A 24,596-nucleotide genomic window follows, 5' to 3' on the forward strand; every position below is an offset into this window, starting at 1 on the left:
GCACTACCGGGCGTGGAGCATCTGGTGATCCAGCGCGGCAAGATAGTCCGCGAAGCCCTCGCACAACCGCCCGCGCAAGCGCCCCGAGGTGATCGCCTGCAGGCGGGCCGTGGCCTGGACCCGGTAGCCGGCGCGGCGCAGCGCCTCGACCAAGGCCACATCCTCCCGGGCCGCCAAGGGCTCGAAGCCTCCAACATCCAGGTAGGCAGCAGCGCACACTCCGAAGTTCGCGCCGTGGATATGGCCATGCCCCTCGATCGGCTGGTAGGCCTGCTCCCATAAGGCGAAGATATGCTCATCGAGTTCGCCGCGGTCCGGTTCCACGGTTCCGGCCACCGCATCGGCCCCGCCGGCGTGCAGGGTGGCAAAGCCCTCCAGCCAATGCTCGGCGACGCAGGTATCCGCGTCGGTGCTGGCCAGCCAGATGGCGCTCGGGTCCGCGTCCGCGCCGAAGCTGGCCAGGGCGTGGCGTGCCCCGGCAGCCCGGCTGGCTCCGACATTACCGAAGCTGGCCTGCAGCAAGCTGATCCGCTGATCTGCGCTAATCTGCCGCTGGGCAACCTGTACCGTGCCGTCGGTGCAGCTATCGGCAACCACGATGGCCCGGACCTGCAGCTGCGGGCGGGCACGCGCCAACCGGTCCATGGCCGCGCGCACCGAATCCAGGCAGCGGCCCAGGCGTTCTTCCTCGTCATGGGCCGGGATGATGACCGCCATGGCCGCCAGCTGCCTACCCATGGGCACCAGCGGGCTTGCGCAGTATTTCAAGCAGGAAATCGGCCTCGCGATGCTCCACGATGCGCTCCCACCCCAGTTCTCCCGCCATCCGGTGCACATCCTCCCCGTCCAGCGGCCAGCCTTCAATGGGATGCAGCCAATGGCAGAGCACCAGCTCTCCGCCGGCTTCCAGTGCGGCAGCACTGGCGGCGAGCACCTGCGCCAATTCGTCGGCGGCCAGGAAATAGCCGATCTCGCTGAGCACTACCAGCTGCACGCTCCCCGGCTCCAGCTGCGGAAATTGTTGGGGCACCGTGGCCTGCAGCAAGCTGACATGCTCCATTCCGGCCACGGCACGCCGGGCCTGGACTAGCGCTGTAGCGCTGGCATCCACCGCCAGCAGGCTGGTGCTGCGGCGGCCCAGTTCGGCGCTCTGCACCCCGATGGAGCATCCCAGCTCCAAAACCGCCGCATACTGTTCCCGGGGCAGGGAGGCGAGCAGGATCTGCTGCTTGCGCTGCTCGTAGCGGCTGCTGCGGTATTCCCACGGATCTTCGCGTTGCCCGTAGAGCTCGTCGAAGACCACCGGAGCCGACGCGGCGTCCTTGTGGCCAGGCCAGGTGGCGCGGAAGATCTCGGCGCCGCGGGAAAAATGCTGCAGGAAGCCTTCGCTAAGGAGGACTTCGTCTCCTGGCAGGGCGGACAGCGGCCTGGTTTGGGAACGGTGGGCCTCCAGGGCGCGGGCCTTGGCATCCGCGCTGGATGCATCCAGGGCCAGCCGGCGCCAATGCCTGAAGCTGGGCTGCCGGTCCGGTTGCGCCCAGTGCCAGAACCAAATGGGGAATTCCAGATGGCAGGCATTGTGCGCCAGGGCGCAGTCCGCGGCGAGCAGGCCCAGGATTTCGTGGTCCGGGTGCCCGTCGCTGCGGTAGGTGCTGGCGATCAGGCAGCGCTCGCCGGCGTGCTGCTCAAGGGCTGCGCGGATCGGCTCCTGCTGCGCTTCGAGTTTCCCGTCGCCCAGGCCCAAGCAGTGCAGATGCAGCGTTCCGCTGCGCGGTCCTTGTGCGCGCAGCGTGTCCATGGCCTCGGCCAGCTCGGCCTGGCGCAGCGCGGCCAACTGGGCCGGGGAGTGTGTGGTGGAGTCCGGATGCGAGGCTTCCCCGAAGCTGCAGACGATCACGTGGACATCGATCCCCCGGCCAAGGGCCATGCGGATCAGCCCTCCGGCTCCCAGCGTCTCGTCATCCGGGTGGGCGGCCAGGACAACCACCGATGCGATTGCGTGGAAGAGCTTCTCCGGATCCAGTGCGGCGATCCGCTCAAGCCCAGCCTGCTGCCAGCAGCTTGCAGATGTTCCCTGGTCCTGATGCGTGAAGTTCACCATGCGCTGCCACTTTCCGTTCCGGCGCGGTCCGCAATCAACTGGCCCAGCGCCGCGTCGTCGCGGGCCGCGTGGTGCTGGCGCAGATATATGCCCAGGTCAGCTGCACGCCGCGCATGCTCCTCATCGGCGGTCAGCGGGCCCGGACCGGTGGACTGGCCGCTGAGCTGCAACACCCGCTCGCAGGCCCCGGCCACCTGGCCGCGGACCCGATGGGCCGAAATGGCATCCAGCGCTCCGGCATCGGCCAGCCCGGCGGCCTGTTCCAGCAGCGCGGCGCAGCTGGCCAGCAAGCGGTCTGCTTCGCCGAGCCAAGCAAGGGCCAGCTGATCCGGGGTGCGCGCTTGGGCGCTGCGCAGCAGATGGCGGTAGATTCCCACCGCTGCCCCGAACCAGCAGGCGGCCACGCCAACGCCCCCGACAGCGAACCCGGGACGGGACAGGTACCAGCCGGCGTCCTGCACCGGTTGTGCCGGCACGCCGGTGAAGTTCACGCTGCCGCTGGGCAGCTGCGCCATGCCGCGGCTGACCCAGGCATCCGATGCCGGTTCAACGCCCGGATGCCGCAAGGAAACCATGAACAGCCGGCCACCATCGGGCGTGGGGGCGGTGACCAGGGCATGCGTCAGCTGCGCGGCCAACGAGCACCAGGGCTTGGTGCCGTTCAGCTCCCATCCCCCGCCGGACTGGCGAACCGCTTCCAGGGTGGCGTTGGGCGGCTGCGCGGCGAAAACGCCCCATGCAGTGCCGGCCGGCCACGACATGCCCGCCTGGTTCAGGATTCCCGCGGCATCCAAATGCGGTTCCAGCGTCCTGGCCGCGACCAGGTCGGTGGCGGCCACGGAGGCCAGCAGCTCCCACAGGCGCTGGGTCTGTCCGGCCGCTGGCACCGGAGGTTCCTCCCCCGAACTTTCCAGCGTACGCAGCATCGCTTCCGGGTTGCCCTCGCAGCGCACGGCGGCCGCACGCACCGCGACTTCGGCGCCCCACCATAACTCGCTGTTGCGGGGGCGGGATCCTGGTTCGGCTGCACTAAACGACACCGGCCGCTGGTCCATCGATTCTCCTTCTCTGCGCGGAACTTTTGGCCAGTCTAGGTCACGGCCCATTCGTGCCCGGCCCAGCTGAATGACTCCTGATAACCGCAAAGAACAGCGCAACGCAGCGAGGCAGTTTATGGGATTGGCCGCCGCGACGGCGGCACTGTGATGATCTGCAAAGTTGGCCGCAAGCAAACTTTCAGCTTCGGAACCCCAATTTGCAATCTGCCCTATAGTTCAAGTTGTCAGTAACCAGATCCACACAGGAGGTAAGAATCATGGGAATTGGAGACAAGATCCAGAACAAGGCCCAGGAAGCATCTGGCAAGGCCAAGGAGGCCTACGGCGATGCCACTGATAATGAGCGCCTGCAAGCCGAAGGCGTGAAGGACCAGGCCGCCGCCAAGGCAAAGCAAGCAGGAGAACACGTCAAGGACGCCGCCAAGGATGTCAAGGACGACCTGTCCTAAACCGCACCACCAGCTATGCCCCATGGATACGAATCCATGGGGCATAGCTCTGCGCCAGGCAATGTGCACAGGAATACGGCCGCTGCTCCAGGAATTTGGAGCAGCGGCCGTTGGCGGTTTTCGGCGTCCTAGAGTTCGACGCTATTCGAGTCCCCGGGCTCGGCAGGTTTGCCGGTGAGCTTCTGCTTCACCCAGCCGGCCACCAGGCTCGCTGCCCCACCGGGGTTCTCCCAGTATTCAGCGGAGTCGGCATCGACGCGCAGCAGCACAGTCTGCGCAGATTCCGGGCCTTCGCTGGCGAAGGTCTCCACCGCGGCGTTCCACAGTTCCTTCTTCTTGGCGACATCGAGCACCACCTCGGCGTGGCCGCTGACCGACACCCACGCCTTGGATCCGCTGAACGCGGCATTGACCAGTCCCTGGGCCCGGATTTCCTGGACAATCCCGGCGTCGGCGGTAGAGAAGAACCAGAGTTCTCCTTCGTCGGTGGCTTCAATCAGCGTCAGGGGGCGGCTGGCCAGCCGTCCAGCGCTGAGGGTTGAGACCATGGCGATCCGCAGGTCCTGGATGATGCTGATGACTTTGCTTGCCTCGTCGTTGGCCATGAAGAGCTCCTTTGTCTTGGAATGATCTGGTCGTTTCACACGCTACCGAGGTGCTGGCCCGCGCCAAGGGGCGCCCAGGCGATTGCCAGCTTCGGCTCCTGCTCAGCTTTCCGGGTTCCGCCTGGATTCCGCATCCGCTTGCTCTTCGGCGTCCAGCTCGCTGGCGAAACGCAGCTGCCGTCCGTCGCTGATGTCCTGCTCTTCTTTTTCCTCCTGCTTCATGCTGGCCTTGGTATCCCGCGGCGGAAGCTGGACCGAGCGTTCGGCCGCAATCCCCGCCTGCAGCTGGCGCCCGCGCTCGGCTTCCGCGTCGAAGACCGCGCCGAACAGCAGCGACAGGTTAGCGATCCACAGCCACAGCAGCAGCACGATGACCCCGCCGATGGCGCCGTAGGTCTTGTTGTAGTTGCCGAAGTTCGAAACGTAGAAGAAGAAGCCTACGGTCGCTACCGCCAGCACGAGCAGCGCGATGGCCGAGCCGAGGCTGATCCAGCGGAACTTCGGTTGCTTCACATTGGGAGCCCCGTAGTAGAGCACGGCCACCAGCACAATCGCGCACAGCACGATCACCGGCCATTTGGCGATATTCCATATCGCCACCGCGCCCTCGCCCAGCCCCATGGCGTTGCCCAGCGCCTGGGCCAGCGGACCGGAGACGATCAGCAGCATCCCCAGCACGGACACGGCCACAAGAAGCACCAGTGTCAGCAGCAGCATCAGCGGGCGTAGCTTGTAGAACGGCCGGCCTTCGGCCACCTCGTAGATCTGGTTCATTGCCCGTCCAAACGCCCCGACATACCCCGAGGCGCTCCATAGCGCACCGAGCAGACCGGCAATCAGCGCCAGGCCTGCCGACGGGGCCGATGCCAGCTGCTCGATGGGCTGGCGCAGGGTTTCGACCACTTCCTTGCTGGCCAGTTCCTCGATCAGCGAGAGGATGTTGCGGGTCATGTTCTCCGCCTGGCCGGCAACTCCGAGCAGGGAGACTACCGCCAGCAGGGCCGGGAAGATGGAGAGCATCGCGAAATAGGTCAGCGAGGCCGCCATATCCGTGCATTTCTTCCGGGAGAATTCCCTGATGGAGCGCTTGCCCGCGTATTTCCATGACCTGGAGTGCATATCCGGCGGGGAACCGGGTTTGGATTCGGCATCGGGTCCAGGAGCGTGCCGGGCCTTGGCAGCGGTTTCGGCCGCGTTCCCGTTCCCGGCATGGCTATCGGTTCCTGAAGGCATCTTGCACCTCTCTTCATCAGCTATCTGTGCCAGTTGATTGCCGCCGGCCCTGCTGCTGGGCCAGGCCGGCGCGTCAGGCAAATCGAATCATGCACCTGCCGCGCCGCCCGCTAGGCCAGCTGGGCCACGCTGCTACTCGGCGACCGGGAAACGCTCCCACGCGCGGTGGGTGGACAGCAGCTGTTCGGCGCTTTCGGCCACCGCCGAAAGCTCGACCAGCGCGATGCCCGGCGCGTCATCTTCCAGGCCCACCGCTTGCAGCAGGCCATCGGAGAGCCCGTCCAGGGTGATGATGGCCTTGTTGTGCCGGTAGGCCTCCGCGACCAGCAACGCCACGCGCGGGTCGATGGGAACCCCGCCTGCCCCCAAGGCGCCGGCCTTGGCATCCAGCGCAACCGCGGCGTCCGGGGCCGGCGGCAACGGGCCGATGAGCACCAGCGCATCGAATTCGATGGAGCGCGCCGTCAGGTAGGTGCGGTCAATGGGCAGGTCCGGGGCCACCTCGCCGCCGGAGGCCGAAACGAGCAGCGGGGACATGCCCCGTTCGGCCAGCGCCTGGGCTATTGCCGGCACGTGCTGGTGGTTTCCGCTGTTGAACACCACCCCGACCTTGCGCCCGTCCACTGGCCAGGCTTTTCCGATCTGGGACAGCGCGGGGCTGGCCACCGGGTCATCCAGCTGCACTGCGGCCGGTGCCGGAAGGCCCAGTGCCTGGGCGACCCCGGCGGCCAGCTGGGTATCGATCTTCGCCAGGCATTCCACCTGCCGCTGGCGGATCGCGGTATCGGTGCACTTGCCCAGTTCAAAGGAGTAGGCCTGCTGCACGTGGGCGCGCTCCACGGCCGAGAGGCTGATGTAGAACAGGCGCGCCTGGCTGTAGTGGTCCGAGAAGCTGGCCGGCTCGGAACGCACCTTCTTCCCGGAGGCCACAGGCTGCGGGAAGTCCAGCGGAGGCTGCTGGCCAGAGAGAACCTGCGACATGTACGGGCAGCCGCCATCCAGCGAGTTCGGCTTGTACGGCGCGATGCCCTTGGGCACCCGGTGCTGGTGGAAGCCGTCGCGGAACATGTCGTTGACCGGAGAGTCCGGCGAGTTGATAGGGATCTGCGCGAAGTTCGGTCCGCCCAAGCGGGTCAGCTGGGTGTCCAGGTAGGAGAAGAGCCGCGCCTGCAGCAGCGGGTCGTCGCTGATATCGATGCCCGGCACCAGATGCCCGGGGTGGAAGGCGACCTGCTCGGTCTGCGCGAAGTAGTTCTCCGGGTTGCGGTCCAGCACCATCTTGCCCAGCGGCTGGACCGGGGCCAGTTCTTCTGGCACGAATTTCGTCGGATCCAGCAGGTCGATGCCTTCGAAGACCCCCGAGCCGTCGTCGGGGAAGATCTGCACGCCCAGTTCCCATTCGGGGTAGGCGCCTGCGTCAATGGCTTCGGCCAGATCGCGGCGGTGGAAGTCCGGATCCGCGCCGGCGGCCAGCTGGGACTCTTCCCAGGCCAGCGAGTGCACGCCGAGCTTGGGCTTCCAATGGAACTTCACCAGTGACGCTTTGCCCGCCTCGTTGACCATGCGGAAGGTGTGCACGCCGAAGCCTTCCATCATGCGCAGCGAGCGGGGTATCGCGCGGTCGCTCATCTGCCACATCACGTGGGCTTGGGCAGGGGTATGCAGGGAGACGAAATCCCAGAAGGTATCGTGGGCCGATTGCGCCTGCGGGATCTCGGTATCCGGGTGCGGCTTCGCGGCATGGACCAGATCCGGGAACTTGATGCCATCCTGGATAAAGAACACCGGGATGTTGTTGCCCACCAGGTCGAAAATGCCCTCTTCGGTATAGAACTTCGTGGCAAAGCCGCGGGTATCGCGGGCCGTGTCCATCGAGCCGCGGGAACCGACCACGGTGGAGAACCGCACGAAGACCCGGGTCTGCTTTCCCGGCTTGAGGAAATCGGCCCGGCACAGCTCGGAGGCGTTGCCGTAGCTGATGAAGGAGCCGTGGGCGCCAGCCCCGCGGGCGTGGACCACGCGCTCCGGAATCCGCTCATGGTCGAAATGCATGATCTTCTCGCGCAGGTGGTGATCCTGCAGCAAGGTGGGCCCGCGCTCTCCGGCTTTCAGCGAGTGGTCGGTATCGCTGACGGGAGCTCCCTGGTTGGTGGTCAGGAATTCGCTGTCCTGGCCGGGGCCGGACAAGACCGGTTCCCCTCCCGGGCTTGCTTGCTGTTGTGGTTCGCTGGCCATGGCACTCTCCTAGCTGCTTGGGAATAATCGGCTGGTGAATGCCACGCTAGGGGCCGGTGCACCGCTGATGCCAGCGAACTAGGCGATTCCCATGATTTACACATGTGCCCGCCCCCGGGCGTGAACACGCCAGGACCGCCGGTGGCTGCATGGCCCACCGGCGGTCCTGGTAGGACGTTTCAGAAACGCCCTGCCCCTCGTGCTTGTGCTGCGTTATTTTCCAGATTCCGCTCCTTACTTGGAAACCAGCTGGTATCCATTTTCGTTGTGCTCCGCCTCGTCGATGCCGGCAATTTCGATATCTGCCGCGACACGCCATGGGCTGAACTTTCCAATGACCGTGGCGATGACCCAGGTCATCACCGCGGAGAAGACCATGACCACAATCAGGGTGGCTGCCTGGGCGATCAGCTGGGCGACGCCTCCGCCGTAGAACAGTCCGCCAGCGCTCTCCTCGGTTGGCAGGGCGAAGAAGCCCAGGAACAGGGTTCCGATCAAGCCGGCGACCAGGTGCACGCCGACAACATCCAGCGAGTCGTCGTAGCCCAGCTTCCATTTCAAGTTCACTGCCCAGGCTGCACCGGCGCCAGCCAGTACGCCCAGCAGCATCGCGGCCCACGGGGCCACATCTGCGCAGGAAGGGGTGATGGCGACCAGGCCGGCCACCAGGCCGGAGGCGACACCCAGCGAGCTGGGGCGGGAACCGCGAAGCTTCTCAACCAGGATCCAGCCAAGGACGGCCGCACCCGGAGCTGCCAGGGTGTTGACCCAGATGAGTCCAGCCTGCTCGACGGTGGTCGCCGCACCGGCGTTGAAACCGAACCAGCCGAACCACAGCAGGCCGGCACCGAGCATGACCAGCGGGGTGTTGTGCGGCTGCGGACGATCGTGGAAGTTGTGGCGCTGGCCCAACTTCAGGGCCAGGACCAGGGCTGCGATACCTGCGTTGGTGTGGACCACTGCGCCGCCGGCGAAGTCAATGGCTTCGCCGAAGATGCTGCCCAGGAATCCGTCTGCGGAGAGCAAGCCTCCACCCCAGACCCAGAAGGCCACCGGTGCGTACACCAGGGTGACCCACAGCGGGACGAAGAACAGCCATGGCGCAAAGCGGGCACGGTCGGCGATGGCTCCGGAGATGATGGCTACCGAGATCATGGCGAAGGTACCGGCGAATCCGGCGGCGAGCAGCTCGGACTGCTCGGTATTGTGCATGGCAAAGTCGCTGATTGGATTGCCGACGATTCCGGCGATGGCTGGTTCCCCGGCGGAGAACGAGTAGCCCCAGAGCACCCAGACAACGGCGGTGATCGCCGCGGCGGAGAAACTCATCAGCATCATGTTCACCACGCCGGTGGCGCGAGTCATGCCGCCGTAGAAAAGTCCCAGTGCCGGTGTCATCAGCAATACGAGTGCGGCAGCTATCAGGATCCATAAGCTGGCTACATCCAACTCCATCTGGATCACTTCCCCTCAAGGTATTCGGTGTATCGGTGGTGTTATGACTATCTAACGCGCCCGATGTTTCCGAACACTCGCTGCTTCGTTTCCGCTGTGTATCAAGTTCCTGCCGGGGGTAACGTTTGCTTCTCGGCAATGTTTCGCCGCCGTTTCGAACAGTTCACGGTGCTGCTGGCCGACGGTCAAAAGAACAGCCCGGGGCGGACGCCGGCAGCGGCTATAGCCGCTTGATCTTCACGACTCGGGACTTCGGCACCGTAGGGGATCCGCCGATTCTCGTGTCGTAGCTCAGGGATCCGGTCACCGTGGCGGTGATTTGGACGATGCCCTCGGCCACGACGCCATCCGGCGCCTCGCAGTCCGCCAGGCCGTCACCGGCAGTGAACATCGGATTGTGCTCGTAGTCGTATTTGCCCACCTGCGCGTGGCTCAGCTCGGTATGGAAGGTGCATGGACCGGTCGCGGAGTCGAACTGGGTGACCAGCCCGTAGAGAATCACATTCTGATCAATGTGCGAGTCCGGTTGCTTCATGATGTGCGCCAGAGCACGCTTGGTGACCTTCTTGGCCTTGTTGGCCGTGGCTTTCTCAGCCGCGGCTGCGCGAAGCTCTGCTGCTTCTTCCTTGGGGCCAGGGCCAATTGCACTTCTGCTTCTGCCAGCTGGGCTTGCAGTGCTTCCTTTTCAGCAGCTATGGCTGCGCTCGAGGTTTGCGCAGCCTCAAACTCTTCTGCCGATACCCCGCAGGCAGCCATCGATAGAATTCCGGCCAGTGCGGTTGCAGTTGCTAAGAACCTTTTCATGCTCATTCCCCATTTCACGAGTGCGAGTTGCTTGAACCCCCAAGTTTCAAGTACCCATGATCCTTACAGGGGCCGGGGACAATTTAGCTGGAGCAGGCACACTGGAAGCATGGACCGATCTTTCTTCTTGCCCGATGCCTTGGACGTTGCGCCCCGGTTGCTCGGGGCAGTACTCACCGTGGATTCCAGTGATGGACCGGTCAGCGTGCGCATCACCGAAACCGAAGCGTACATGGGCCTGGGAACCGCAGGGCCCTATGATCCGGGCAGCCACTCGAAGGACAGGAAAACCGATCGCAACGCGTCCATGTTCCTGGAACCCGGGCACGCGTACGTGTACTTCACCTATGGAATGCATTACGCCCTGAATTTCGTTTGCTCACCGCCAGGAGCTGCGTCCGGGGTGCTGATACGTTCTGGCGAAATTATTTCCGGCGCCGACCTGGCCCACGCACGAAGACTGGAGAAGCGGCCCATCCGCTACGCCCGCAATCCCATCCCGGAAATCCAGCTGGCCCGTGGACCGGGGAACTTGGCCACCGCATTGGGACTCACGAGATTGGAACATGACGGGCTGGATCTGTTCGCTGCACCCTTTACCCTCCATGCTGCCTCTGGTCCCCCGGAGGCTTTGCGCACCGGACCCCTTGTTGGCGTCGCGGGGATAGCCGGCGGTCCGCAGTTCCCCTGGCGATTCTGGCTGCCCGATGAGCCAAGCGTTTCCGCTTTTCGCCCGGGCCGCGATGCTCCTGGGGCAGTCACGGGCATCAGGAATCAGAAATAGGCTCTGGCTGCAACGCAATTAATGCGTTGAAGCCAGAGCCTATCGAGCAAGGTGCCGCAAAGCCCTATGCTGCCGGGAACAGTTCCTTCGAATCCAGTTCCTTCTTCAGCCGGGATTCCAGGGTCTGGGACAGGGACTCGGCAAAGGTTTCGGTCAGGTGCGAGTGGTCCCAATAGGCCACGATGCCACCGACTACCGCAAAGCAGCGTCCGTCCTCGCACAGCTGGTCATTCATGTCGACGTCGATAATATTCGGCTTATCCAGGGCCTTCACCGCGTCGGCTTGCGGATCCATCGGAATCCATTGCTTCGCCTCGCCACTGCATTCGCTGAATTCGCCATCGCTGGAGGCCACGCAGTCAGGCACATTCTCCACGGTCTCCCCCGGGAAGGACGTATCCCGGATGACCGCTACAGCGGCGCCGGTGCCGGCCCAGTCCTGGAGAATCTTTTCGTAGGCCTTCTGGGCAGGCTCAGCGGTGTTTTCCATTTCGTATCCGGAAACCGGAAGGGACTGGCGGTTGGAGCTGATCACCAGATCATAGTCTTCCTTTTCGATCTGCTTGGTCACCCAGCTGCCATAATCAGCGCAGCCCTTTTCCCGTGCCTTGGAGTCAAAGACCTGGGGTTCGCCCATGACGGCGCATCGGCTGGCCAAATAGGTATCAATACTCCAGCCATTCTTCTTCGCCATAGGTTCCAAGGCAGGAATCCACTGGCCTGCATGCGAGTTTCCAACCAGTGCTACCTTGATCTTGCCATCACCGTAGTTGCATACCGGGCGGTCCTTGTAGTCGGCGTCCTGGCTGGCGAAGCAATCGTCCTTGTAGACAACCGGCTTGTCGGTCTTCGCAACTACCGGGGCGGGAGCCACCGGCTGGTAGGCCGTCTCGATATTCACTGCTTCACCGCATGATTCACTGAGCGACGCGGCACCGAAGCAGTCTTCGCCCAGCTCCTTTTCGACCTGGGCCAAGGCCTTGTCGACGTCTTGGGCGTCATTGATAATGCGTTCGGTGTTGAGGTAGAAAGCTCCGGCAACCAAAGCCAAGACGAGGCTGCCCGTGGCAAGGAAGCGTGGCGCCGTGAGCAGTACCGAGGCGTCAATGAACTTACGGAATCGAACCTCGACAAACTTCTGCGTCAAAACAGCCAAAACCAGCGTCAAGGCCAGGGCAATGATCTTCTGGGGCCATTTGAAGTCATCCACCATGAACGGCATCAGGATCAATAGCGGCCAATGCCAGAGGTAGATGGCATAGGAATTGTCACCGAAGAACTGGAACGGCTTGCTGCTCAAGAACATGTTCGGCGAGTACTTATGCGTGGAATGGCAGAGCAGGATCAGTGCGGTGCCGAATACGGGAATCGCTGCGATGTATCCGGGGAACGGCATCTGCCCGGTAAAGGCCACCGCGCTGAATGCGATGGCAAGGACTCCGCCCCACGACCCGATCAAGCTCATCGCATCCTTCTTGGCCGCATACGCACGCGCTCCCAAAGCCGCCACCAGGGCGCCTGCCGAGAATTCCCAGACTCGGGTAAAGGTCGAGAAGTACGCGCTGCCCGGTTCAGTCGCGGTTGCGTATAGCGAGTATCCGAAGGAAATCAAGAAGACGGCGCTGATTCCGGCCAACGCGGCGGTTGCCGGCTTGATTCCGGACTTGATTGCGGCGAAGATCAGCACGCCGATCAGAATTGGCCATACGAAATAGAACTGCTCTTCTGCAGACAGGGACCAGAAATGCTGGAAGGGGCTTGGAGCTTCGCCTTCGGCAAGGTAATCGACCTTGGTCAGTGCCAGGTACCAGTTCTGGAAGTAGAACGTCGCGGCCATCGCTTGCAGCCCCCAGTCCTGCCACACCGTGGACGGTGCGAAGAACCAGATGCCCAATACGCTGGCCAGGATCACCAAGAAGGAGGCAGGGATCAGCCGCTTGACTCGCCTCATCCAGAAATTGACGACATCGCCAATATTCTTCGGCGGCTTGGCGAGCAGATGCGAAGTGATCAGGAATCCCGAGATCACGAAGAACACGTCGACTCCGACGAAGCCGCCGGGCAGATAGTGCCCCCAGAAGTGGTACAGCACAACAACACCTACGGCGATGGCGCGCAGGCCCTGGATGTCCATGCGGAAGGCTCTGGGCTGAGGGTCCTGCTTGACTGGTATGGGCAGGTCTTGGTTCGACGACACTTCTGGATGGATCCTTTACCGGCTGGTCTGGCCGCACGGGGGCATCCAGAATCAACCGGAGTATCCCTCATGCAGTGCGTACAGATTGAAGGGACACACTTCCCCAGAAAACATCTTTACCCAAGTAATCTGGACGTTTTCTGTAGCGCTGGTCACTGCTTCCTTGGGTGACCTGCGGCCAGAAGGCGCCGGAAAAGTTCCATTCACTCACTGACTAGATCTTTTCCGTGGAGGCCCCAAGGAGAGTTTCGGACCCGGGATCGAGTGGTGTGACTGACCTCACTGCAAGATTTCCTTGATTCCAACCCCTGTGTGCGCCCCATGGCCCAACAGGAACAAAACCGCTCTGTGCAGGAATTGCAGATGCGCAGCGCCCGCTTAAACAAGATCTCCCCGCCGCAGGAGACGACGGGGAGATCAAGAAAATATGGAATTATCGATTAGCCTTCGAGCAGTGCGTCCACGAAGTCTTCCGGATTGAATGGCGCGAGATCATCCGGGCCCTCGCCCAATCCCACGAGCTTTACCGGAACACCGAGCTGACGCTGGATAGCCACGACGATGCCGCCCTTGGCCGTGCCATCGAGCTTGGTCAGCACGATACCCGAAACGTTGACAACCTCGGAGAAGACCTTGGCCTGCTGCAGGCCGTTCTGCCCGGTAGTCGCATCGAGCACCAGCAGGACTTCGTCAATGGTGGCCTTCTTCTCGACCACACGCTTGATCTTGCCCAGCTCGTCCATCAGGCCGACCTTGTTCTGCAGGCGGCCGGCGGTGTCGATCATGACAATGTCGACTTCCTGCTCGATGCCCGCGGAAACGGCTTCAAAGGCAACGGAGGCCGGGTCGGCGCCGTCGATCTCGGAACGCACGGTAGGCACGCCCACGCGGTCGCCCCAGGTAGCCAGCTGCTCGGCGGCGGCGGCACGGAAGGTATCGGCGGCGCCCAGCAGGACGTCCTTGTCTTCCGCAACGAGTACTCGCGCCAGCTTGCCGATGGTGGTGGTCTTGCCAACACCGTTGACCCCGACCACCATGATGATGCTTGGGCGGTCCGGATGCGGTTCAGGCAGGTAGCTGCGGTCCAGGCTAGGATCCACCAGCTTGAGCAGTTCCTCGCGAAGCATTGCCTTGACGCGAGCCGGGTCCTTGCTGCCTTCAATCTTCACTCGTTCACGCAGTGCGTCAACAAGCTCAAGCGCAGGCTCGGTACCCAGGTCTGCCATCAGCAGATTTTCTTCAATCTCTTCCCAGACATCCTCGTCAATCGAGTCTTGGCTGAGCAGGGCCAGCAGGCCCTTGGAGAACATGCTGTTGGATTTGGTCAGTCGCGCACGCAGCCGGGCCAGACGGCCCTGCACTGGTTCTGGAACATCGAGCTGTGGCGCAGCAGGTGCGGCAGGCTCTTGGACCGCGACAGGCGCATCGCTTGCACCGGCGGTGTCCGCTGCGGCATCAGTATCGCCCTCAGCGCTCTGGCCAGCTGGCAAGTCGTCTGCATCGCGCTCTGACGTATACGGAGTCTTGGGCTTGCGGCCCTTGGTGACGAAGGCAATGACGCCAATGGCCACCACGGCAACAACCGCGACAATGATGATGGTTAATATAAGCGAATCAGACACGCTCTAAATCGTCTCATATCTCCAACGATTTAGGGATCATATGGCAGGCAGCACCAGCATCAGCACATTTTGCATTCAAGGCTAGACTGGCAGGTGGGTTGCTTAGCCCCGCTCGTCGTTCCAGAAAGGCTGAGGGTTACTGCTCGCTGAGCGGCAGAACCATCTGTTCAATTGATATGGCATTGAAAACCACCCGTGCTGCCAAGGCGCCCATCCCCCAAGAGATCAGCGTATTGCTGGTTGCGGCATTCATCATCGCATTGGGTTTCGGGCTCATCGCCCCCATCTTGCCCCAGTATGCAGTGAGCTTTGATGTCGGCAATGCGGCCGCCACGATTATTGTCAGCATTTTCGCCTTTACCCGTTTGATTTTCGCACCGGTAGCAGGCGTTCTGGTAGGCAAGCTCGGCGAGCCCAAGATCTACGTCACTGGCGTTCTGCTGGTAGCGGTATCGACTTTGCTTTGCGCGGTGGTCCAGGACTATACGCAGCTATTGATTGCTCGTGGACTGGGCGGGTTCGGTTCGACCATGTTCACCATTTCAGCGATGGCATTAATTGCGCGCCTGGCTCCGGAGAAATCCCGTGGACGCATCTCAGGCTTGTACGCCGGCTCATTCCTCTTGGGCAACGTCTTCGGCCCGGTTCTTGGAACCTTGCTTGCCCCGCTGGGCATGCGTATTCCGTTCTTGATTTACGGTACCGCCCTGGTGATTGCCGCAGGCGTGGTCTACATGGCCTTGGGCCGTCGCCGCGATCTGGATGCAGATGCGGCAAACCCGCGATCAAGGCATTCCGATATTGAAGTGGTGACCACCCGCGAGGCGCTGGTCTCCCCCGCCTACCGGGCGGCATTGTTCTCCGGGTTCAGCTACGGCTGGCTGGCGTTCGGCGTGCGCAACAGCATGATCCCGCTTTTCGCCTTGGCCGTGTTCGGCCAAACCATGGGTGCCACGGCCGCCGGAATCTCCATGACGGTGTTTGCCATCGGCAATGGTTGCGCACTGGTGTTCTCCGGTCGCCTGACAGACAGCATTGGACGCAAGATCCCCGTGGTCATTGGCATGAGTGTCCTGCTCGTGTCCATTGGCGCGATGGGGTATTCGACCTCCCTGGCTGGCTTCATCGTCTTCTCGGTCCTGGCAGGCATTGGCGGCGGGCTGCTGGGCCCAGCACAGCAAGCGTCCGTGGCTGACGTGATTGGTTCCGGCCGCAACGGCGGCAAGGCACTGGCCGGATTCCAGATGTGCACCGATCTAGGCTCCATCATCGGCCCGCTGCTGGCCGGGGCCATGGCCGACATGATCAGCTTCCAATTGGCCTTCAACATTTCGGCTGTCGTGGGCCTGGTCGGAGTGATTGCCTGGCTGTTGGTTCCAAAGACCATAAAACCGGTGGAATTGGCCGATTAAGCAATTCCGCAGTTTTAGATTTCCCTTGGCATCGGCGGCGATATTAATTCCCGGAATCTTGCCGGGAAACATCGGGTAGATATACTAGCAAAGGCTTTCGCCATTTCACTTGCACTCGATTATTCAGGGGAATCCATGCCGGCTATCCGGACGCGACGATCCAAAGCTCTATCAATTGCGGTTATAGCCGCACTTTCCATCCCGCTTTCTGCTGGTCCGGGGTTCGCCTCGCCAACAGAAGAGCCCTCCGCTCAAACTGTTCAGTCTCCCTCGCCCACTGCTACCGTGGCTGATGCGCCGGAACCATCGTCTACGCCGTCTCGCGAGGCCGAGGCCACTGGGACCAGCACCAGCGAAGTTGAGTCCGAGGCGCCAGCACCAAGTGCGCCGGCTGCTATTGCCACTCCAGCAGCTGAAGAAATTTCCAAGGCACTGTCCAAAGACGATGATCTTTCCAAGAAAGAACGCGTACGGCTAGCCGACAAGGCGCTGGCCGAAATGGAGCTCGAGCACCTCGATGCCCAGCTGGGCCAGGGAGCCAAGCGAATTGCCGAAACCGGTGACGCGACGATCCCTACCATGGACGAGCTAGCGGATCTCGCGAAGCTGTCTTCAAATGATTCTGCGGCATCCGTTCCGTTCCAGGTGGGTGCGCCGGCTTCACTTGATGAGTTGCGGACCTGGCGTCCACCCGGCACCCTTGGGATCGATGTTTCCCGCCATCAGGGCGACGTGGACTGGTCCACTGCCAAGACAAACGGGGCACGTTTCGCCTACATCAAGGCCACCCAGTCGTGGCCTTCTTCCTTGTACAAGGACCCTAAGTTCAGCCAGAACTACACCAAGTCGCGCAATGCCGGCCTGATTCGCGGTGCGTACCATTTCGCCATGCCTGCCCATTCTTCCGGTGCTGTTCAGGCCAGGGAATTCATGGCTAACGGTGGTGGGTGGACCAATGACGGGTACACCATGCCCCCACTGCTGGATATCGAGTGGAACCCGTACAACAAGACCGCTTATCCGCAGGGCAAGGGCGATATGTGCTACGGCATGACGCCTTCCCAATTGGTTACCTGGATCAAGGACTTCGGCAATACTGTCAAGGCCAAGACCGGTCGCCTGCCGATGATCTACACGGCCCAGTCGTGGTGGGATGAGTGCACGGGTGATTCCGCAGCGTTCAAGTCCTGGCCACTGCATGTCTCGATCTTCCCCACCGCTGACGTTGCGAAGAATCCCCGCGAACTTCCTGAAGGCTGGACCACGTTCAATGTCTGGCAGTATTCTTCCAACTCCAATTTGTTGGGGTCAACGAAGAATGTGGATGCCAACGTGTGGAACGGCGATCTGACGTCGCTGCGCGACTTCGCGAAGAACCGCCGCAGCACGCAGTACAAGCTGACTACCAGCTACTTTGGCAATATGGATGTCTGGCCGACCCGCTTGGGCCCATCACGCATGTCTGGCGCCAACCGTTATGGAACGCCTGTTGCGATCTCCAAGCGCACCTTCCCCTACGGGGCCAAAACTGTTGTCGTGGCTTCCGGCGAGCACTTCGCTGACGCACTATCAGTTACCTCGCTGGCCAACCGCCACAATGCACCCCTGTTGCTGACCAAGCAGGCCTATCTGCCGAGCGCAGTGGCTGCGGAAATCAAGCGGCTCAATCCGTCCCGCATCGTCATTGCAGGTGGCCCAACCGCAGTCAGCAGCAAGACGTTCACGCAGCTGAAGAAGTATGCACCGGTATCCCGAGAAGCAGGAAACACGCGCTATGGAACCAGCGCAGAGATTGCTACGAATTGGTCTTCTGCCAAGAACGTGTTTGTGGCATCTGGACGCTCGTTCCCTGATGCCCTGTCCATGGCAGCTGTCGCGGCAGACCGCAAGGCTCCATTGCTGCTGAGCAGTAAGAAATACGTGCCAAGCACCATCTTGAAGCAGCTCAAGCGCCTGAATCCCTCCACCGTGTACTTGGCTGGTGGGCCACTGGCAATCTCCAGAAATGCGGAAAACGAGATCCGAAAAGCGCTTCCGAATGCCAGGATCGCTCGTTACGGCGGAGAAACGCGTTATGACACCAGTGCTGTCATCGCGAAGGCCTTCTGGCCAAATGGTGCGCAGCGCCAGTTCATTGCCAACGGCAAGAGCTTCCCCGACGGACTGAGCGGTGCCGTTGCTGCAGGCTACAACGGCGCGCCAATGCTGCTGGCTAAAAAGTCCTGCCTGCCTAAGTCCATAGGCTCAGCGCTGACCGGCATGGAAGGTTGGACTAATGTGCTGATTGGCGGTCCGCTGGTTCTCGACGAGACTGTTGCCTACCGAAATGACGGAACCCTCAATACGTGTTCGTAGGCGTTGCGAGTTAGGGTTCGCCTAGCTGCACAGAGGCTCGTAGTTGCTGTTTGGGGCAACTACGAGCCTCTCTGTGTTCTGCAGGAGGGAGCCTGTCCCGGGAAAGGCTGGTACCCCGGCTCCCTATAGCGCGGTGCTACTTAGCTTGGCGAGCATCTATGCTCATATACCCATTGGCTGTTGCGTAGACCAGCAAACCCGAGAATTCCTGGCTCGCAACGCTTTTCCCCATCCTGATCCGCTTTGCAGGAACGCCCTGATACTCGATGAAGATGTTGCCCAAGCGAGAAATCGATTCAAGCACGGCGGCACGCGGGAAAGATGCAGTGAGCCGCGATCCGCTTTCGTCAACTGCAAGCTCGCCTCTTGCCACGGTTTCGGTGTCTCGATCCCTTATATGAATGCCGATTGGCGACGGTCCCGAGACTGGAAAATCGACGACCAGACAGATGCGTTCAGCAGTATTCTCGACCGAAACAACTGCAGGCGCTTTCTCAGCTTCCATTTTATTCTGGGCAAGCTGCTCCAGGTATTCCAAGTCGCCGGCGAGGATGGCGTCGACCAGCTTTGCCTCTTGCGGCTTGAAGAGCGCTGCAGAATTATCCAGATGGAAGGTTTCCAAGAAGCTCTTGTGGCTCGACACCCATGCTGCGCGCTGTTCGGCGGTATAACGCAGGAAACGTTGTCCGTCATAGAAACGCAAACCCTTGCGAACGAACAATCCGGCAATGCGCTTCCTGGCCACTTCCAGATCCGGCCCAGTGTACGTCGCGATAGTTTCCGCGATCTTGGTCAAAGAACCTACGTAACCGGCAGGATCGATTTGCTGCGTACTAATATTTTGGCCGTCCGACCTTAGCCGGATCTCGTAGTAGTTGTAATCGCCCAGGATGCTGATTCGCTGAGCAGCGGAATAGGCTTCGACCATGGCGATGCCATCTTCAAGCCTGACTTTTTCTTCGACAAAGCGGATGCCATGCGAATTGAGAAGCCGTCGCCGGATCATCTTTTGCGGCGAAAGGGTCCGCAGAATGAAGTCGTAGTCCACATCGAGAATTGTTTTTTCAAACAGCTTCGCTTGAACTCTCCGGCCGTCCAAACCGACCATTTTCGGAACGAGGACATCCACGTCATGCTCCAGCGCAAATGAAGTCATGCGCCTGAGCGCTTGGGGACCGAGCCGGTCATCACTGTCGATGAAGAAAACATATTCTCCACGCGCATTTTCAATGCCTACATTGCGCGGCTTGCCCGGCCAACCACTGTTCTCTTGATGCAAGGCGATGAAGTTCGAATTTCGCTTCGCATAGACATCCAAAATCTCTCCGCCAAAATCCGTCGAGCCATCATCCACTGCAATGACTTCAAATTCTTCTGGTTCCAGGTCCTGGGCTTCTAGAGAATTAAGCAGTTCCGTAAGGAACGGCATGGCGTTATAAACGGGAATAACCACACTCACCAATGGAGAAGATCCCTGGAGCATCGACCCGCTCGGGAGGACATCCTCCTCCCCTGTTTCCCGATGTGCCGGACTCTTCGAAACAGCAGGGTTATCATTGATACGTTTACGGAAAAATGCCATGTCATCCTCAGTAGAGACAGTGAATTACGGAGCATGCAAGTTCGCCCCTGCAAATCCCTACTTTACCGCAATAGCTACGTCGTCACAGCTCGTTCCATTTTCTGGCTAATCACTGTAGAAACCCCGTCTCCGCGCATAGTGACGCCGTACAGAGCATCAGCTACTTCCATGGTCTTCTTCTGGTGGGTAATCACAATCAGCTGCGATGACTCGCGCAGCTCTTCGAAGATCGTGATCAGGCGTCCCAAATTCATATCGTCCAAGGCCGCCTCCACCTCGTCCATCACGTAGAACGGCGACGGGCGAGCCTTGAAGATGGCGACCAGCAACGCGACAGCAGTCAGCGAACGCTCTCCACCGGAGAGCAGCGAGAGCCGCTTGATCTTCTTGCCGGCCGGACGCGCTTCCACCTCGATGCCTGTGGTGAGCATATTCTCGGGATCGGTGAGCACCAGCTGGCCCTCGCCGCCTGGGAAGAGGCGATCGAAGATCCGCCTGAACTGAACGGCGGTGTCGTTGTAGGCTTCGGTGAACACCCGCTCGACGTGGGAATCAACGTCGGCAATGATCTGCTGCAAATCCCCTCTGGACTTCTTCAAATCCTCGAGCTGGCCGGAGAGGAACTTATGGCGTTCCTCCAAGGCAGCGAACTCTTCAAGTGCCAACGGATTGACTTTGCCCAAGGCCGCCAGGTCGCGTTCGGACTTCTTCAGCCGCTTTTCCTGCTCGACGCGATCATATGCCCGGGTGCCGACAGGATTGCCTTCTTCATCAACGTTTTGCCGCAGCGCGCCCCACTTGTCATCTTCGTCGAGGGCCTCCGGAATCAGCTGGTCTGGACCGTAGTTGGCGATGAGGTGATCAGGGGTGTATCCCAGTTCTTCCAGGGCCTTGGTCTCAAGATTCTCAATGCGCATCCGCAGTTCCGCACGGGCCATCTCATCACGATGCACAGCATCAGCAAGACGGGCCAGCTCGGCGGAGAGCTGCTCCGCTTCCTTGCGTTGGCTGCTCAGCATGGATTCCAGTTCGGATTTCTTTCCAGCCAGCTCTTCGCGTTCTTGGCCAGCCATCGATACCGATACTTCAATGAAACGCAGGACGCGCTCAGCAGCTTGCTCAATACGGATCGCATTGGCTGCTTGCGCCTTGCGCTGCTCCGCTCGACGAGCTGCAACTTCACGGTGATTGCGCTCAGCTGCCGCAGTGCGGCGCAGACCCTCAACGCGCGAACGCAACGCAGAAACGCGCTCTTCACTACTGCGCAAGGCAAGCCGGGCTTCTAATTCCTGCTGTCGTGCCGCGGCTGCAGCATCTGCAAGAGCCGCTCGTGCCGCGTCATCAACGGTTTCTTCATCTTGATCCGTTGAAGCTAGCTCCATGCGCTCGGTAATCTCTTCCAGAGATTCCTGCTCGATTTCCAGCTTCTCCAGCGTTGCTTCGAGCTTTTCTTCCAGCTTGGCTTTGTCCGATCGCGCGCTGCGAAGTTTCTGTCCAAGACGTGCCAGATACGAGGACAATTCATCAATGGTGGCGTCAGATTCAGCCAGCGCCGACAGGGCTTCATCTCGCTGTTGCTGAGCGATGGAAAGCTCTGGTCCCCGCTGAGCCAATCTTTGCTCGACTGTGGAAAGTTCTTCCTGGCACTGGGAGAGTTCAGTTTCCGTCTGCTCCACTAAGGCCTGCTGCGCGATCAGGGAAGCGCCTGCTGAGTCCCCCACGGAACTGCGGACTGCCGAAACCGTGATGCCATCCAAGGTGGTGAGCAGCGCAGATGGGTTCTGCACCAAGGCCGCAGGTGCTTGGCTCATTTCCTCAATGATGTAATGGCCAACAAGAAGCTGATCAAGCAAGCTGTCCAGCGGGCCATCGGCAGCTACAACTTCACGAGCGCTGACGGCATTAGGCATTGCAGTAGCCTTTGCACCACTTGGCAGAACTTCGGCGTGCAGGAATACCTGGCTGGCCTGCTGCTGTTGGAGGTCCTCGATGAGATCCAACGCATCACCGAGGTTCTTGGCTACCAAAGCTTCGGCACTGTCACGCAAAATCGCGGCGATGGCCTGTTCATATCCCGGATTAACCGTAATCAGCTCCCCCAAACGACCGAGGAGCAGTCCGGATGTTGATCCAAGAAGCTGTGACGACTGATCATCTGGTTTGGAGTTCAGCTTCAGGGCTTCAAGGCGAGCACGCAATCCGGAAACACGCACCGATAGCTCGCGTTCACGCTGGCTATCGGCATTGTGCTCTTCTGACAATGCTGCGTGTTCCCGATCTAAACTCTCAAAATCGATATTCAGTTGGGCTTCGCCAGCCAATTGTTTTTCAAGATCACTGGCAACTTCTGCGTGAGAGCGCAAATCCAATTCAAGGTCCGAGTCGAAGGACTGGACGCTTTCCTGGAGTCGGGATATTTCGGCCCGGGTCACGTCGACACGGCTGCGTGCGGAAGCCACCTGCGAGGCGAGCCGTGACATGCCTTCTCGACGGTCCGCTGCGGCACGGAGCATGGCAGCCATTCGCTGCTGTTCGGCGCGTGATGCTTCCTCGGCCTGCTCTTTAGCCTCTACAGCTTCGGCAAGAATCTCGTGGCGGTCTTCAAGAGCTTCTTCAAGTTCCTCAAGTTCTTCGCTCATTCGCTCAGCTTGAGCTTCCAAACGCTCAGGATCTCGGCTGGAATCGAAATGGGTTTCATTGCTTTCCAGCAATTTCCCGCGTTCACGAGCCAACGCGGCCAGCGATCGATAACGCTCTGCCTGCGTGCTCAACGAAACCCACGTTTCCTGGATCTGAACCAGTCGCGGGGTAATGGTTTCCATCTGGGCAGTCAGTTCAGCGATGTGCTTCTTGATGCGTTCCAGGCGTGCCGCAGCGTCTTCTTGCTGAGCTTGGATCTTGGATTCGTCATCAATATCCTGGGCAAGCTTGTTGTTCAGTGTGACCAAATCATCTGCCAGCAGGCGGGACTTTGCATCCCTGACATCGAGCTGCACCGTCTGCGCACGGCGAGCGATTTTCGCTTGCCGTCCCAACGGAGCCAATTGGCGGCGAACCTCGGCGCTCAAATCTTCAAGGCGATCCAGATTTCCTTGCATCGCTTGAAGCTTGCGCAGGGTTTTCTCCTTGCGCCGGCGGTGCTTGAGCACGCCGGCCGCTTCCTCGATGAAGCCACGCCGATCTTCAGCAGTAGCGTGCAGGATGCGGTCCAGCTGCCCCTGTCCGACAATGACATGCATTTCTCGACCCAGACCGGAATCCGAAAGCAGCTCTTGAATGTCCAGAAGACGGCACGAACTTCCATTAATGGCGTATTCGGAGCCACCAGTACGGAACAGCGTGCGGGAGATAGTGACTTCTGCGTAGTCGATAGGCAGCTGGCCATCAGAGTTATCGATTGTCAGGGACACATGGGCACGGCCCAGTGGTGGGCGGCCAGAAGTGCCAGCAAAGATCACGTCTTCCATCTTGCCGCCGCGAAGCGTCTTGGCACCCTGTTCACCCATGACCCAGGACAGCGCGTCAACCACATTGGACTTGCCGGAACCGTTAGGTCCTACAACAGCCGTGACACCCGGTTCAAACTCAAAAGTGGTCGCCGATGCGAAAGACTTGAATCCGCGAACGGTGAGAGTCTTGAGATGCACGGCGTGAAGTTCCTATGTTTGGGCCAAATCGCTAAAGTTGGGTTGGGCAATCAAACCCAATCCTTGTGGCAATTCTAGCGAAGCGCACTGGGGATTATCTGGTTGTGCTCGCAAAATCCGAGGAAGAAAATCGAGGGATAGATCATTCTATGAGCATTCTGACGCAGATTGACCAGTGGCCAAGTGACAACGCGGTATCCGTGGTGGTGAACGGCAATGGTGCAATCGTTGACCAGCACGGCGATACTGCACGTGTTTACCCCTTGGCTTCGGTGACCAAGTTGCTCAGTGCCTACACGTTCTTGGTTGCTCTGGAAGAAGAAGCCATCACCCTCGAAGACCCTGCAGGGCCAGAGGGTTCAACCGTGCACCACCTGTTGGCGCACACCGCAGGCTACGATTTTGATTCGGAAACCATCCGCTTTGCTGTAGGGACTAAACGCGGATACTCCAACTACGGCTTTGAAAAGCTCGCAGAGCATCTGGAACAACAGACCGGAATCAGCATGGCCCAGTATGCCCAGGAAGCGGTCTTCGCTCGCCTGGGCATGGCTGACACGGAAATTGCCGGCAGCTGCGCAAAGGATGGCCGCTCCACCGCTACGGACCTAGCAAAATTCGCTGCCGAACTTTTGCACCCAACTATCGTGGCGCAAGAAACATTGAGCGAGGCAACGCGTGTGCATTTCGAGAACCTGGCTGGAATTCTGCCCGGCTATGGCCGGCAGAACCCGAATGATTGGGGACTCGGGTTTGAAATCCGTTCATCCAAAGCGCCGCACTGGACAGGTGCAAACCATCCCGGTACCACTTTCGGGCATTTTGGCCAGTCCGGCACATTCCTCTGGGTGGACCCGGAACATCGTCTGGCCTGTGTGACGCTCACCGACAAAGGCTTTGGCCAGTGGGCTGTTGACGCTTGGGCGCCGTTCAATGAGCAAATCTTGTCTGAGCTAACGTAGTTTTCCGTACTTCCTGCGGTTCTGAATCCGATGTACTTCCAACACCCTAAGGTCAAGTGACATTCGAATTTCTCAAGTCCGACTGGATCCCTCCA

Annotated in this window: 17 protein-coding genes; 5 read left to right on the top strand and 12 right to left on the bottom strand. The window is 60.6% G+C overall.

The window, feature by feature from the left end:
* Nucleotides 1-3: 3 nt before the first annotated feature.
* The 3 genes from ACIOJF_RS06045 to ACIOJF_RS06055 are packed head-to-tail and all read right to left on the bottom strand — an operon-like array spanning nucleotide 4 to nucleotide 3,156.
* Nucleotides 4-738, bottom strand: coding sequence for a glycosyltransferase (locus ACIOJF_RS06045; RefSeq protein ID WP_402741338.1), 735 nt, complete (start codon nucleotides 736-738; stop codon nucleotides 4-6).
* On the bottom strand, nucleotides 731-2,101 hold the full coding sequence (locus ACIOJF_RS06050) for a PIG-L family deacetylase (protein WP_402741339.1): 1,371 nt from the start codon (nucleotides 2,099-2,101) through the stop codon (nucleotides 731-733). Before ACIOJF_RS06050 ends, ACIOJF_RS06045 begins: the two co-directional genes overlap by 8 nt.
* Nucleotides 2,095-3,156 (bottom strand): acyl-CoA dehydrogenase family protein, encoded by a 1,062-nt coding sequence (locus tag ACIOJF_RS06055; protein WP_133833467.1) that lies wholly within the window; start codon nucleotides 3,154-3,156, stop codon nucleotides 2,095-2,097. The genes ACIOJF_RS06050 and ACIOJF_RS06055 overlap by 7 nt, the downstream gene beginning before the upstream one ends.
* A 260-nt stretch (nucleotides 3,157-3,416) precedes the next feature.
* Between ACIOJF_RS06055 and ACIOJF_RS06060 the strand changes: the two genes are divergently transcribed.
* The gene (locus ACIOJF_RS06060) at nucleotides 3,417-3,608 is read left to right on the top strand and encodes a CsbD family protein (protein WP_105657701.1); all 192 of its coding nucleotides are present in this window, start codon (nucleotides 3,417-3,419) and stop codon (nucleotides 3,606-3,608) included.
* Between the two features lie 128 nt (nucleotides 3,609-3,736).
* Here the strand turns inward: ACIOJF_RS06060 and ACIOJF_RS06065 are convergent, their stop codons facing one another.
* From ACIOJF_RS06065 to ACIOJF_RS06085, 5 genes are all read right to left on the bottom strand, one after another.
* Entirely contained in the window at nucleotides 3,737-4,213 is a 477-nt protein-coding gene (locus ACIOJF_RS06065; RefSeq protein ID WP_133833468.1) for a pyridoxamine 5'-phosphate oxidase family protein, read from the bottom strand.
* 102 nt (nucleotides 4,214-4,315) lie between these two features.
* Nucleotides 4,316-5,446, bottom strand: coding sequence for a YihY/virulence factor BrkB family protein (locus ACIOJF_RS06070; RefSeq protein ID WP_402741340.1), 1,131 nt, complete (start codon nucleotides 5,444-5,446; stop codon nucleotides 4,316-4,318).
* A gap of 132 nt (nucleotides 5,447-5,578) precedes the next feature.
* Nucleotides 5,579-7,681 (bottom strand): catalase, encoded by a 2,103-nt coding sequence (locus ACIOJF_RS06075; protein ID WP_402741341.1) that lies wholly within the window; start codon nucleotides 7,679-7,681, stop codon nucleotides 5,579-5,581.
* Between the two features lie 234 nt (nucleotides 7,682-7,915).
* Entirely contained in the window at nucleotides 7,916-9,136 is a 1,221-nt protein-coding gene (locus ACIOJF_RS06080; protein ID WP_105657853.1) for an ammonium transporter, read from the bottom strand.
* Between the two features lie 220 nt (nucleotides 9,137-9,356).
* Nucleotides 9,357-9,671: a hypothetical protein gene (locus ACIOJF_RS06085; RefSeq protein ID WP_105657697.1), complete on the bottom strand. Its 315-nt coding sequence runs from the start codon at nucleotides 9,669-9,671 to the stop codon at nucleotides 9,357-9,359.
* A 378-nt stretch (nucleotides 9,672-10,049) separates the two neighbouring features.
* On the opposite strand from ACIOJF_RS06085, the gene ACIOJF_RS06090 reads away from it, so the two are divergent.
* Complete coding sequence (locus ACIOJF_RS06090; RefSeq protein WP_402741342.1) at nucleotides 10,050-10,724, top strand: DNA-3-methyladenine glycosylase; 675 nt, start codon at nucleotides 10,050-10,052, stop codon at nucleotides 10,722-10,724.
* 64 nt (nucleotides 10,725-10,788) lie between these two features.
* On the opposite strand, the gene ACIOJF_RS06095 is transcribed toward ACIOJF_RS06090, so the two are convergent.
* The gene (locus tag ACIOJF_RS06095) at nucleotides 10,789-12,921 is read right to left on the bottom strand and encodes an acyltransferase family protein (RefSeq protein WP_402741343.1); all 2,133 of its coding nucleotides are present in this window, start codon (nucleotides 12,919-12,921) and stop codon (nucleotides 10,789-10,791) included.
* A 440-nt stretch (nucleotides 12,922-13,361) separates the two neighbouring features.
* A complete protein-coding gene (gene ftsY, locus ACIOJF_RS06100) occupies nucleotides 13,362-14,543 on the bottom strand; it encodes a signal recognition particle-docking protein FtsY (RefSeq protein ID WP_105657694.1) in 1,182 nt (393 codons plus the stop codon).
* A gap of 176 nt (nucleotides 14,544-14,719) precedes the next feature.
* On the opposite strand from ftsY, the gene ACIOJF_RS06105 reads away from it, so the two are divergent.
* Together ACIOJF_RS06105 and ACIOJF_RS06110 are read left to right on the top strand one after the other, a co-directional pair.
* Nucleotides 14,720-15,955, top strand: a complete 1,236-nt coding sequence (locus ACIOJF_RS06105; RefSeq protein WP_105657693.1) for an MFS transporter — start codon at nucleotides 14,720-14,722, stop codon at nucleotides 15,953-15,955.
* A 285-nt stretch (nucleotides 15,956-16,240) separates the two neighbouring features.
* Nucleotides 16,241-18,310, top strand: coding sequence for a cell wall-binding repeat-containing protein (locus ACIOJF_RS06110; RefSeq protein WP_402741344.1), 2,070 nt, complete (start codon nucleotides 16,241-16,243; stop codon nucleotides 18,308-18,310).
* A gap of 136 nt (nucleotides 18,311-18,446) precedes the next feature.
* Here the strand turns inward: ACIOJF_RS06110 and ACIOJF_RS06115 are convergent, their stop codons facing one another.
* Together ACIOJF_RS06115 and smc are read right to left on the bottom strand one after the other, a co-directional pair.
* Nucleotides 18,447-19,892: a glycosyltransferase gene (locus tag ACIOJF_RS06115; RefSeq protein ID WP_133833475.1), complete on the bottom strand. Its 1,446-nt coding sequence runs from the start codon at nucleotides 19,890-19,892 to the stop codon at nucleotides 18,447-18,449.
* Between the two features lie 74 nt (nucleotides 19,893-19,966).
* The gene (gene smc / locus ACIOJF_RS06120; RefSeq protein ID WP_402741345.1) at nucleotides 19,967-23,539 is read right to left on the bottom strand and encodes a chromosome segregation protein SMC; all 3,573 of its coding nucleotides are present in this window, start codon (nucleotides 23,537-23,539) and stop codon (nucleotides 19,967-19,969) included.
* A gap of 149 nt (nucleotides 23,540-23,688) precedes the next feature.
* On the opposite strand from smc, the gene ACIOJF_RS06125 reads away from it, so the two are divergent.
* On the top strand, nucleotides 23,689-24,501 hold the full coding sequence (locus ACIOJF_RS06125; RefSeq protein ID WP_402741346.1) for a serine hydrolase domain-containing protein: 813 nt from the start codon (nucleotides 23,689-23,691) through the stop codon (nucleotides 24,499-24,501).
* Nucleotides 24,502-24,596: the final 95 nt, after the last annotated feature.

It is taken from the genome of Glutamicibacter sp. NPDC087831 (genome assembly GCF_044742845.1).
Classification (GTDB): Bacteria; Actinomycetota; Actinomycetes; order Actinomycetales; family Micrococcaceae; genus Glutamicibacter.

Excerpts from the sequence above, each read along its gene's own strand:
- ACIOJF_RS06080 (WP_105657853.1), bottom strand. The coding sequence starts at position 9,136 with ATGGAGTTGGATGTAGCCAGCTTATGGATCCTGATAGCTGCCGCACTC.
- ACIOJF_RS06115 (WP_133833475.1), bottom strand. The coding sequence starts at position 19,892 with ATGGCATTTTTCCGTAAACGTATCAATGATAACCCTGCTGTTTCGAAG.
- ACIOJF_RS06085 (WP_105657697.1), bottom strand. The coding sequence starts at position 9,671 with ATGAAGCAACCGGACTCGCACATTGATCAGAATGTGATTCTCTACGGG.
- ACIOJF_RS06060 (WP_105657701.1), top strand. The coding sequence starts at position 3,417 with ATGGGAATTGGAGACAAGATCCAGAACAAGGCCCAGGAAGCATCTGGC.
- ACIOJF_RS06070 (WP_402741340.1), bottom strand. The coding sequence starts at position 5,446 with ATGCCTTCAGGAACCGATAGCCATGCCGGGAACGGGAACGCGGCCGAA.
- ACIOJF_RS06090 (WP_402741342.1), top strand. The coding sequence starts at position 10,050 with ATGGACCGATCTTTCTTCTTGCCCGATGCCTTGGACGTTGCGCCCCGG.
- ACIOJF_RS06065 (WP_133833468.1), bottom strand. The coding sequence starts at position 4,213 with ATGGCCAACGACGAGGCAAGCAAAGTCATCAGCATCATCCAGGACCTG.
- ACIOJF_RS06055 (WP_133833467.1), bottom strand. The coding sequence starts at position 3,156 with ATGGACCAGCGGCCGGTGTCGTTTAGTGCAGCCGAACCAGGATCCCGC.
- ACIOJF_RS06105 (WP_105657693.1), top strand. The coding sequence starts at position 14,720 with ATGGCATTGAAAACCACCCGTGCTGCCAAGGCGCCCATCCCCCAAGAG.
- ACIOJF_RS06045 (WP_402741338.1), bottom strand. The coding sequence starts at position 738 with ATGGGTAGGCAGCTGGCGGCCATGGCGGTCATCATCCCGGCCCATGAC.
- ACIOJF_RS06125 (WP_402741346.1), top strand. The coding sequence starts at position 23,689 with ATGAGCATTCTGACGCAGATTGACCAGTGGCCAAGTGACAACGCGGTA.
- ACIOJF_RS06050 (WP_402741339.1), bottom strand. The coding sequence starts at position 2,101 with ATGGTGAACTTCACGCATCAGGACCAGGGAACATCTGCAAGCTGCTGG.
- ACIOJF_RS06075 (WP_402741341.1), bottom strand. The coding sequence starts at position 7,681 with ATGGCCAGCGAACCACAACAGCAAGCAAGCCCGGGAGGGGAACCGGTC.